The organism is Porphyromonas sp. HMSC065F10, assembly GCF_001808555.1.
GTDB lineage: Bacteria > Bacteroidota > Bacteroidia > Bacteroidales > Porphyromonadaceae > Porphyromonas_A.
In genome coordinates this window covers 1-10,918 of record NZ_KV793748.1, presented here as the reverse complement: position 1 = coordinate 10,918, position 10,918 = coordinate 1, and the positions used below count along the sequence as shown (strand labels likewise).

6 protein-coding genes and 1 riboswitch are annotated in these 10,918 nt (G+C 60.0%); of the genes, 2 read left to right on the top strand and 4 right to left on the bottom strand.

Annotation, left to right across the window (positions count from 1 at the left end; genetic code table 11):
* Positions 1-55: 55 nt before the first annotated feature.
* From HMPREF2890_RS01100 to HMPREF2890_RS01085, 4 genes are all read right to left on the bottom strand, one after another.
* The gene (locus HMPREF2890_RS01100) at positions 56-673 is read right to left on the bottom strand and encodes a DUF805 domain-containing protein (RefSeq protein ID WP_168160390.1); all 618 of its coding nucleotides are present in this window, start codon (positions 671-673) and stop codon (positions 56-58) included.
* Positions 674-677: 4 nt separating this feature from the next.
* Complete coding sequence (locus tag HMPREF2890_RS01095; protein ID WP_070464169.1) at positions 678-1,331, bottom strand: DUF805 domain-containing protein; 654 nt, start codon at positions 1,329-1,331, stop codon at positions 678-680.
* 29 nt (positions 1,332-1,360) lie between these two features.
* On the bottom strand, positions 1,361-5,035 hold the full coding sequence (purL, locus tag HMPREF2890_RS01090) for a phosphoribosylformylglycinamidine synthase (protein ID WP_070464167.1): 3,675 nt from the start codon (positions 5,033-5,035) through the stop codon (positions 1,361-1,363).
* Positions 5,036-5,413: 378 nt separating this feature from the next.
* Positions 5,414-7,711 carry a TonB-dependent receptor gene (locus HMPREF2890_RS01085; protein WP_070464162.1) on the bottom strand — a complete coding sequence of 766 codons (2,298 nt, stop codon included), beginning with the start codon at positions 7,709-7,711 and terminating at the stop codon, positions 5,414-5,416.
* Between the two features lie 106 nt (positions 7,712-7,817).
* Positions 7,818-7,917, bottom strand: a riboswitch (TPP riboswitch).
* A 134-nt stretch (positions 7,918-8,051) separates the two neighbouring features.
* Here HMPREF2890_RS01085 and HMPREF2890_RS01080 point away from each other — a divergent pair.
* Together HMPREF2890_RS01080 and pgk are read left to right on the top strand one after the other, a co-directional pair.
* Entirely contained in the window at positions 8,052-9,161 is a 1,110-nt protein-coding gene (locus HMPREF2890_RS01080) for a TlpA family protein disulfide reductase (RefSeq protein WP_070464160.1), read from the top strand.
* A 179-nt stretch (positions 9,162-9,340) separates the two neighbouring features.
* Positions 9,341-10,603: a phosphoglycerate kinase gene (pgk, locus tag HMPREF2890_RS01075; protein WP_070464158.1), complete on the top strand. Its 1,263-nt coding sequence runs from the start codon at positions 9,341-9,343 to the stop codon at positions 10,601-10,603.
* The last annotated feature ends 315 nt before the right edge of the window (positions 10,604-10,918 follow it).

Here is a 10,918-nt window from a genome sequence, read left to right as displayed (position 1 = left end):
AAAAAAAATCCTGCCTCTCGTAGCTGAGAGACAGGATAAAGATACTAATTTATTTCTACCGCAAAAGCTCCTCCGGCTGCGGTGGCAGGCTCTGACGGGGGTCGGGACCATATTTATTAGTTCCCTTCTGCCCCGGCAGGAGGTGGATCACAAGGTCGGCGAGAGCGACGACCCCGACGACAGTGGAGAGCAGGCGGAAGAGTGAGCTCCCGAGGTCCGCTGCACCATACCGCAACGCCACGACAGTCGCCCAGGCGAGCGCCGTCCCGCGGAGTATCCAGAAGAGCCACGCCGGCAGCCCCACATCGTGGTACCGCCTACAGCTCACAGCGAGCGTCGGGACAAAGAGCACGACGGAGAGCAGCCGGATCACCCAGACCAGCACCGGCGCATCAAAGTAGGGTCGGTCGCCGTAGCCGGAGAGGATCCCCTCAATGCCGAAGGGGGCGATGAGTGCCTCTGTCGTCACCTCCACCCCGTCCAGTAGTGCCTGCGCTGCAAGGATGAGGAGGTAGAAGAGGACGATGAAGAGGTAGTAGCTCCAAAACTCCAGCCTCCGCGACCGCCCGCCGAAGCTACCATACCGGCGCGTGAGTGCTGTCCAGAAGTAGCTCCAGAGCGTCAGGTGTCGCTCTCCCGGCACGCGGGGAGCTTGTTCCTTGAGGTCAGCCACGGAGTTAGACGATCTCGATATCCATCTGCGCCCCACGCCGCTTGGGGTCGGGACCGTACCTATTGGGGCCGTTCTTCCCCGGCATCAGCGCCACGACGACGACAAAGAGGTGGAAGCCACAGACCACCAGCTCGGAGATGAAGTTGAGCGTCGCCTCCAGCTCGCCCTCAGCGATGTCGCTGTCGATTAGCCCCATGACGAGGAAGAAAAACTGCACCGCAAAGAGGATCAGGAAGACGCCGGTCGATATGCCCACGTCGTGGAAGCGCCGCACCGTCACCGTCACCATGGGGATGAAGAAGACCGCCAGTACCAACGGTATGAGCCAGAAGGTCCAGGTCCCCTGAGCCATGTCGAGGAAGAAGCCGGGATTGCTCAGCTCCATCTCTGTCGGGCCATAAGCCCGGATGGAGAAGTAGGTCTCCACGCAGCAGATCAGCACCGCCAGCAGGATGAAGGCGATGTAGAAGGTGACAAAGCTCCAGAAGGCAAAGCGGCGCGCCCGACCACTCAGGTCGGCATAGCGGGTCGTGATGCAGCGGACAAACCAGCCCCAGAGGCTCCGAGGCTCCTCCTGTATCGCCGGTGCGGAGTACTCCTCATCGACGTACTGATGTGGTCGCGGCTTCTCCGCCTGTTGATGATTCGTTTTACTCATGATAGATGAAGTCTATAATATAAGCCTGCTCAGCGGTGTGCCCGACACCACTCGTAGGCATTGACAAAAGCCTCAAACCATGGCGTCACCTCGTCCCCTGCCTCAGGGTAGTACCCACACTGCCAGGGGAAGACGGACCGCTCAGGGTGGGGCATCATCGCGAGATGACGCCCGTCGTCGCTCACAAGCGCCGCGATGCGGTCGGGTGAGCCATTGGGGTTGCCCGGGTAGGCCTCGTAGCCGTAGCGGACAGCCACCGAGTAGCTGTGGGGGTCTGTCGAGAGACCAAAGCGCCCCTCACCGTGTGCCACCCAGCAACCGAGCTTCGTGCCGGCAAGGCTGCCGAGCATCACGCTATTCGTCTCGGGGATCTCGAGGGTGAGGAAGGTGGACTCAAATTTTCCGCTCTCATTGTGCAGCAGACGGAAGCTCCGCTCCTCGCCGTAGAGGAGGTCCAGCTTCCCCATCAGCTGGCAGCCGTTGCAGATGCCGAGCGAGAGGGTGTCGGGGCGGGCGTAAAACTTCCGCAGCGCCTCGCTGGCTCGGTCGTTGTACCGGAAGCCGGCGGCAAAGCCGGTCGCCGCCCCCAGCACATCGCTGTGGGAGAAGCCTCCGCAGAAGACGATCATCCGGCACTCCTCCAGTGTCTCGCGACCACTCATCAGGTCGCTCATGTGGACATCCCGCACGTCAAAGCCGGCCAGCCAAAGGGCGTAGGCCATCTCTCGCTCGCCATTGGTCCCCTTGTCGCGGATGATGGCGCAGGTGATACCACTCCGCTCCTTCCGATCCCGGCTCTTGCCGTAGTCGGCGAGCGTGCGTCTCTGACCGGGGCGTAGCCGGTAGTCCATCGGCTGAGCGAGCTGCTCCCTTGCCCTCGACTCAGCGCACTCCTTGGACGCCTGCTCAGGCTCCATGAGGAGCGATGGCGTCTGCCAGGCACGGCGCATCTCATCGATGTCTATCTCCTCCTCGCCGATGCGCATCAGCCGCTCCTTGATCGGGAGGGCGGCGATGACGGAGGCGATGCCTGACTCCTCTAGTAATTTCATCACGCCCTCCGGATTAGCCACCTGGATCAGCACGCCGGGGTTCTCGGCAAAGAGCACCTCCTCCAGAGGTCCCTCGCTGAGGAGATCGGCTGAGAGCTGCAGGCCTCCCTCGGTGCGCGCATAGCACATCTCGAGGAGAGCGGTGACGAGCCCGCCGGCGGATAGGTCGTGGATAGCCAGGACCTTCCCCTCATTGACCAGCTCCTGGATCGCACCGAAGGCGTCAGCAAAGTAGTCCACGTCCACGATGTCGGGCGCGGTGGAGCCCACCTTGCCGAGCGTCTGGTAGAGGGCGGAGCCTCCGAGGTGACGGTTGCAGAAGGAGAAGTCGACGTACAGCACCGCACTTCCCGGGGCGTCCTTCAGCACCGGGTCGGGGATCCGGCGGACATCGGTCACCTCGGCTCCCGCAGTGACGATCAGCGTACCGGGAGCGGTGACCCGCTGCCCGTCGGGGTAGGTCTGGGTCATTGAGAGGGAGTCCTTGCCGGTCGGGATATTGATCCCGAGGGCTATGGCAAAGTCGGATGCCGCCCTGACAGCAGCGTAGAGTCGGGCATCCTCGCCGGGATTGCGGCAGGGCCACATCCAGTTGGCGGAGAGCGAGACGCTCTCGAGCCCCTTTCGTAGGGGTGCCCCGACGATATTGGTCAGCGACTCGGCGATGGCGAGGCGGGAGCCCGCCTCAGCGGAGATCATCGCCGCCACAGGGGCGTGACCGAGGGCCATCGCCATACCTGCCTCGCCCCGATAGTCGAGCGCCACGGCACCGAGGTCAGAGAGGGGCAGCTGGAGCGGTCCGCAGCACTGCTGGCGCGCCACCTTGCCGGTGACGGAGCGGTCCACCTTATTTGTCAGCCAGTCCTTGGAGCCGACGCTCTCGAGCCGCTGCACGTCAGCGATGACATCAGCGAGCTTTCGCCCGGCGAGCGGACTCTTGTCGGGATCGGCAAAGGTGGTCTCCCTTGTCTTATCCTCCATGATTGTCTTGGGGGCGGAGCCGAAGAGGTGGCTCAGCCGCAGATCCAGCGCCGCCGGTGCGCCGGTCTCTTGGTGGTCAAAGACCAGCTTCCCGCTTGCCTTCGCCTCTCCGACGGGGTAGAAGGGGGCACGCTCCCGCTCGGCAATGGCGCGTACGCCCTCGAGGTCCTCCTTATGGATCAGGATGCCCATACGCTCCTGCGACTCGTTGCTCAGGATCTCCTTGTCGGAGAGCGTCGGGTCACCGATCGGCAGGCGGTCGATGTCGATCTCTCCCCCGGTCTCCTCCACCAGCTCGGAGAGGCAATTGAGATGCCCTCCGGCGCCGTGGTCGTGGATGGAGATGATCGGATTGCGCTTCCCCTCCGCCATAGCTCGGATGACGTTGGCGACCCGCTTCTGCATCTCAGGATTGGAGCGCTGGATCGCATTGAGCTCGATGGCATCGGCGTAGCTGCCGGTATTTACCGACGAGACGGCGCCACCGCCCATACCGATCCGGTAGTTGTCTCCCCCCATCACGACGATGGCATCGCCGTCCTCGGCGTGACCCTTCTGCGCATCGCGCTTCCGAGCAAGCCCGACACCGCCGGCGAGCATGATCACCTTGTCGTACCCCCACACTTCGCTACCCTCTTGGTGCTCAAAGGTGAGGAGCGAACCGACGATCAAGGGCTGGCCAAACTTATTCCCGAAGTCTGATGCCCCGTTGCTCGCCTTCGTCAGGATCTCCTGAGGCGTCTGGTAGAGCCAGGGGCGGGCAGTGATGGCGCTCTCCCAGCGGCGAGACTTGTCGAGCCGGGTGTAGGGCGTCATGTAGATCGCTGCGCCGGCGAGGGGCAGGCACGCCTTGCCCCCGGCGAGCCGGTCGCGGATCTCGCCACCGGAGCCGGTGGCTGCACCATTGAAGGGCTCCACGGTGGTGGGGAAGTTGTGCGTCTCAGCCTTCAGCGCCAGCACCGTCTCGGTCTCCTCGGTGCGGTAGAGGTCGGGGCGGTCCATCCGCTCCGGGGCGAAAAACTCCGCTTCCGGTCCCTCCACAAAGGCGACATTATCTGCATAAGCGGAGACGATGCCATTGGGATTGAGCTTACTCGTCTTCTTGATCATCCCGAAGAGGCTCTCCGGCATCTCCTCGCCGTCGATGACGAAGGTGCCGCCAAAGATCTTGTGTCGGCAGTGCTCGCTATTCACCTGCGAGAAGCCGAAGAGCTCCGCATCCGTGAGCGGACGCCCCAGCTCTCGTGCCACCCCCTCGAGGTAGTCGATCTCCTCATCGGAGAGAGCGAGACCCTCCTCGCTATTGTACTTCCGCAGATCCTCCACCGGCAGGAGGGGAGCCTTCTCGATCTTGGTATCGAAGAGTCCCCCGTCCAGCGTCTCGTACTGCCGCAGCAGCATCCTGTCGTAGGGCACGCCCGGCTCAGCCTCAAGGAAGGCCTCCACCCGCTCGACGGAGTCGATGCCAACGGTGTGGGCGATCTCGGTCGCATTGGTACTCCACGGGGTGATCATCTCCGCACGCGGACCGATGAAGGTGCCCGTAAGTGGAGCCTTGACCTCCGTGGCTCCGTCGAAGAGCCAGCCGAGGGTCTTGTGATCCTCATCGGACAGGGGTGCGGTGTGCTGTACGGCATAGACCGTACCGAAGTTGCGGAAAAAAGATATCATATCTCAGTCTCTCTTATGTATGGAAGCGGGTACCTCACCCTCGGATCCGCTCACCAGATGATGGGTGAGCGATCCTCCGGCAAAGCCCATCACAAAGCTACCAAATTCTTTGACTTCACAGCCCCAACCCGCGAAAAATCATTGGAATGTGGCACGAGGACCTTACAGTCACCGAAAGCCCTCCTCTCATCACCCTCTACCGGGTCGCTGGGAGTAGGGAATTTCTTTTACCGATATTAGTAATCACTAATACCGATATTAGGCGACACTAATATCGGTATTAGTTTTATCCGAGAGTGACCGCGCAAAAAAAAGGCTCCCCGCTCTGAAGATCAGAGTGGGGAGCCCATCACGCTTTAGTTAAGAGTAATAGACCTATCAGAAGGTATAGGTGGCGCCGGCAACGAAGTGGATCGGTGCGGCGGGGAATTGTCTCAGGTCCTGACCGCGACTTACCTCCTTACCGGTCTTGTCCAGCAGGCTGTAGGCATCGTAGATGTAGCCATAGGTGGAGTAGCTGCTGCTGAAGAGGTTGAGCAGCTGCAGGCTCAGGTCGAGGGAGCGGTGGCTCTTCAGATCGATCCCGTACTTAGCCATCAGGCTGCCGGTGTAGTAGCCCGGGAGGCGATGTCCCTCATATCCACTATTGTCTACGTAGCGTGCGCCAACGTAGGTGCCGGAGAAGTCGATGTAGAGATTGTCAAGAGGCATCCAGGTGAGGGCGTGGTTGGCAATGACGGAGGGGCTGTTGGCAATGGGTGTCTCGTCCATCTTGTAGTCCTTCAGGCGTGCCCACTCCCAAGAGGCGTCGTAGACGCTCTCAGAGTAGGTGTAGTCGAGGATCCGATTGCGGGAGAGGGTCGCATTGGCAGAGAGGCGCAGCTGCTTGATGATCTGCCAGTCGAAGCCCATCTCCACACCGGCGCGGTAGCTCTTGGGGACATTGACCATCAGCAGCTCACCCACGTCGCTGAGCTTGCCGTTGGGGACGATTTGGTCCTTATAGTGCATGAAGTAGCCGTTTACGAAGAGGCTCACCGGTCCCCATGTCTGCTCGGTACCGATCTCGAGGTCGCCCATGTACTCGGGGCGTGGGAGGATCTCATTTCCCTTGTCATCGTACTCACGACTCTCGGTGAACATCTTGCGATTGGGCTCCTTGGCTGCAGTCGTGTAGGAGATGTAGTAGGAGTGGTTGCGTGAGGGGTGGAAGTTGAGTCCAACCTTGGGGAGGACAAAGTGGTAGGTCGGAGCGTTGGCGCCATCAAAGTTGAGGACATCCATCTTGCCGGTCTTATCGGACTTCTTGTCGGAGAGTCCGTGCATGGTGGTGCGGGAGTAGCGGTACATCACGTCACCATAGGCGAGGAGATGGTCGGTGATATTCCACTCGCCCTTGAGGTAGGTGGCGATGCCGGTGACGGCGGAGGAGTTGCGGTAGTACTCTGAATTGGGGTAGAAGGGACCAAACTCAGTCATCGTCCCCTTTGCGATCCCGTCGACCCAGGGGAGGATGCCATAGTGATCGCCCCAGTAGTGATTTCCGGAGAGACCAAAGTTGATACGCCCCTTCTCACCGGTCCACATGGCGTTGAAGATCCCACCGGCGAAGTGGTTGTCGAGGTACTTCTCTCGCACAAGGTCAGCCTTTGTCTTGTTGCTCATCGGGACGACGAAGTACTCCCGGAGCTTTCGCTCATTCTTATACTCACGGGTAAATCCCTTACCGCGAGTGTAGTGGAGGGTCACATCGTAGCTGAAGTTGTCCGTCGGCTGATGCTTGAGGATGGCATAGGTGTGGCTCTGGCGGTAGTTGTCGGTCTGGTCGGGGTAGAAGAGCTGCTTGGAGAGCTCTTTCTCGCCCTTATTCATCAGCCCGTCCGGATTGTAGCGACGACCATAAGAGTCTATCATGGACTGATTGGCTCCTGTCCACGCGACTTGAGTATGCTGGTCACCGAGATTGTGGATCAGCTGGAGGGAGTAATTTTCGCCCCCCTTGTAGGCCTGGAGGAGGTAAGCGAATCCCTTGTTTCCGCTACGATCCCGGTATCCATTGCCGGACGTGCGGGAGAGGAACCCACCGAAGCGCCAGTTGCCCGCCAGAGCTCCTGTAGTGAGGTGCACCATATCGCGGCGCATACCATAGGAGCCCCAGTAGGTGGAGACGCTACCACCCGCCTCAGCCTCGGGGATGGCGATGCGCATATCCATCGTCGCACCGAAGGCTCCGGCACCGAAGGTGGACGACCCGGCACCACGCACGATGACGATATCGGAGAGACGGCTGCCGAAGTCGGGCATATTGGCCCAGAAGACCGCCTGGCTCTCGGAGTCGTTGACGGGGACGCCATTGACGGTGATATTGACACGCGAGGGGTCGACACCACGGATGGAGAAGCCGGTGTAGCCGCCCATCGTGCCGGCATCCTGAGTGATCAGGAGGGAGGGGGTGCCGCGGAGGAGCGTAGGCACGTCCCACGCCGTGGTATGGAGCTTCAGCTCGGGGAGCTTGATCGTCTGCTTGGTGACCGGGGTGAGCTGTCCGGGACGGATGCCGAGGACCTCCACGGCATCCAGGTCGTACTCCTGAGAGACATCCTGGGCGCTGGCGCCGAGGAGGAGAGCTCCGCTGAGAGCTCCGACAGACAGAAGTCTGGAGATAAGATTATTCATGTATCTGCTCTATATAAAGATGATAAAGTAAGTGTCGCACTTGGGCACTAAGCCCACAGGGTGTGGGCGAGCAGATCTTGATGATGGGGGACTACCTACACGGAGGCGGTCGGTATCACGCACTTTCCTACGTCGGAATGATCCGGACAGGTTCGGAGGGTCTGCTCTCAGCCTGCCCTTGCGGACAGGCACCCCTAGGCGAAGGCAACGAGACTTCTCTCGTTGCGGGTGCAAAGGTAGTTATATTTTCCTAAAGCCCCTCTTCTGATCGAGGTAAATCAGGAAAGTGGTAAATTTACACCTCAATGACTCATCTACATAATAAGATAAGAAACACAGTATGAAGAAGTCTCTACTCCTGCTCCTCTCTGCCGGGCTGCTGGCAGCCGGCACTATCGCCTGCACTAAGGAGGGTACCGCTCCCCGCCTGAGGGGAAGCAACCTCCCCCAGAGCCTCGAGGGGCAGTACGCTACGCTCATCAATGCTGCTGGTGAGCGGATCGACTCCGCTCAGGTCTCTGCCGGAGCCTTTGAGCTCGTCCTCCCCGACACCGTCTCCCTCGCTCGGTTTGACCTCCAGCTTGGGGACCGCGCCATCGGCTACTTCTCCGAGAAGGGGACCTCGACGATCGTCCCCGACAGCGTCAGCCAGAGCTACACCTACGATGAGACCTCCACGCCGATGAATCGTCAGCTGGCGACCCTCACAGAGGAGTACAATAGTGCTTACGGAGACTATGCCCGCGAGAGCATCGCCCTCCAGGAGGCGTACAAGGCTGCGGGGAATAAGGTGACCCAGGAGGTCTCCGAGAAGGGTGCCGAGATCTCGGACCGCTTCTCCACTCGGGTGGCAGAGATTGCCCGTAAGTGCTTTGAGCAAAATAAGGATAACGAGCTGGGGCGGATGGCGCTCTCCCTCTATCCCACCTCTGATGCTAAGGGCTTCGTCGAGCTCTACGAGTCGGCGGGTGACTTGGTAAAGGAGGACTCGGACTTGAAGAAGCTCTATCAGCTGCAGCTGGCGGAGCAGAAGACCAGCGCCGGCCAGCCCTACGTCGATGTGACGATGACCGACGAGACCGGCAAGGAGATCCGCGTGAGCGAGCTGCGGGAGGAGGGCAAGTACCTCCTCATCGACGTATGGGCCTCATGGTGTGGTCCCTGCCGTGCCGCTATGCCGCACCTTGCTGAGATTGCAAAGGGCCATCCCTCTACGATCAAGGTGGTGAGCATAGGAGGTATCAATGAGACCTTTGAGGCAAATACGCAGGCTCGTAAGGAGCTCGGCATGACCTGGACCACTATCTTTGACTCCACGAGCGCCTTTGCCGATGCCTACGGCATCCAGGCTATCCCGACCATGATCCTGATCAATCCCGAGGGGACCATAGAGCTTAAGACGAATGACGCCAACGAGATGAGCACCAAGATCGCCGATCTCGGTCTCTGACCCTTTCTTTTCCTCACACAGATAGCGATGGGCGTGCCGTCTCCACGGAGGCAGCACGTCCATCGCTCGGTTTTTTCCCTCCCCCCTGTCAGCCGCATGCGATGGCGGATGATTCACCAAGAATTTATTAAATTTGTGGGGTAAGAAAGAGATCAATACACTAATAAAACCCTATAGCTATGGCAAAGATCCAAGACTACAACTTCGGCGGGAAGCGCGTCTTCGTGCGCGTTGACTTTAATGTCCCTCTGGACGAAAATCTCCAGATCACGGACGACACCCGCATCCGTGCCGCTCTCCCGACCCTCAAGAAGATCCTCGGTGACGGAGGTCGCCTCATCATCGCTTCCCACCTCGGCCGTCCCAAGACAGGCGCCGACCCCAAGCTCTCCATGAAGAACATCCTCTCTCACGTCTCTGAGCTGCTCGGTGTGGACGTGAAGCTCGCTCCCGACTGCGTCGGTGAGGAGACGAAGCGGATGGCGATGGAGCTCAAGGATGGTGAGGCGCTCCTCCTGGAGAACCTTCGCTTCCACGCAGAGGAGCAGGGCAAGCCGATGGGCCTCCCCAAGGACGCCTCCGAGGAGGAGACCGCTGCTGCCAAGAAGGCTGTCAAGGCGAGCCAAAAGGGATTTGTCAAGGAGCTGGCAGACCTCGCTGAGGTGTACGTGAACGATGCCTTCGGCACCGCCCACCGCGCTCATGCCTCTACGGCACTGATCGCTGAGTACTTCGATGCGGATCACAAGATGTTTGGCTACCTGATGCAGAAGGAGGTGAATGCGGTCAATGAGATCCTGAATAACGCCAAGCACCCCTTCACCGCCATCCTCGGTGGCTCCAAGGTCTCCACGAAGATCGACGTGATCATGAATCTCCTCGGCAAGGTGGACAACCTGATCCTCACGGGCGGTATGACCTACACCTTCATGAAGTCTCGTGGCGGTAACGTCGGTAAGTCTCTCCTGGAGGAGGATAAGCTTGACGTGGCGCGCGAGATCGAGGAGACGGCAAAGAAGAATGGTGTCCGCCTCGTACTCGGCGTCGACTGTGTTGCAGCCACCGACTTTGCCCCCGATGCCGATAGCAAGGTGGTCCCCTGCAACGACATCCCGGATGATCGCGAGGGGCTGGACATCGGTCCCAAGACGATCGAGCTCTTCCGTGAGGTGATCCTGCAGTCAAAGACGATCCTCTGGAATGGTCCTGCGGGAGTCTTTGAGTTTGATAAGTTTGGCAAGGGTACCGAGGCGGTCGCCAAGGCGGTTGCCGAGGCAACGAAGGGCGGTGCCTACTCGCTCGTCGGCGGTGGTGACTCCGTAGCGGCGATCAATAAGTACCACCTCGCTGACCAGGTGAGCTACGTCTCCACCGGTGGTGGTGCACTCATCGAGGCGATCGAGGGCAAGACGCTGCCCGGCATCGCAGCGATCGAGAAGTAAAGGTCCACTATTTGAGAATGTTGCACGAAGGATGAGGTGCAAGGCGCTGAGGATGAGACCGAAAGGAGCGTACTCACGTACGTGACCGAGACCGAATTCCGAAAGCAACGCAGCAGATCGCCTTCGTGCACCAGTCTCATTTAGGATAAAAGAAAAGGCGGGCATCCTCCGGTGTGGAGGGTGCCCGCCTTTATTCTTTCATCGCTGCCTTTACAGACCCCGAAGGGAGCGACTCCCCTATGCACTGATCAGGGCTGACGCATTTGGATTTTCCCAAGGTCTTCCGGGTAAAAAGGCGAGCACGCCTGTCGGGGT

What these genes read in the sequence shown, in the direction of transcription:
- HMPREF2890_RS01080 (WP_070464160.1), top strand. Translation starts at nt 8,052, where the DNA reads ATGAAGAAGTCTCTACTCCTGCTCCTCTCTGCCGGGCTGCTGGCAGCC.
- pgk (WP_070464158.1), top strand. Translation starts at nt 9,341, where the DNA reads ATGGCAAAGATCCAAGACTACAACTTCGGCGGGAAGCGCGTCTTCGTG.
- HMPREF2890_RS01095 (WP_070464169.1), bottom strand. Translation starts at nt 1,331, where the DNA reads ATGAGTAAAACGAATCATCAACAGGCGGAGAAGCCGCGACCACATCAG.
- HMPREF2890_RS01085 (WP_070464162.1), bottom strand. Translation starts at nt 7,711, where the DNA reads ATGAATAATCTTATCTCCAGACTTCTGTCTGTCGGAGCTCTCAGCGGA.
- purL (WP_070464167.1), bottom strand. Translation starts at nt 5,035, where the DNA reads ATGATATCTTTTTTCCGCAACTTCGGTACGGTCTATGCCGTACAGCAC.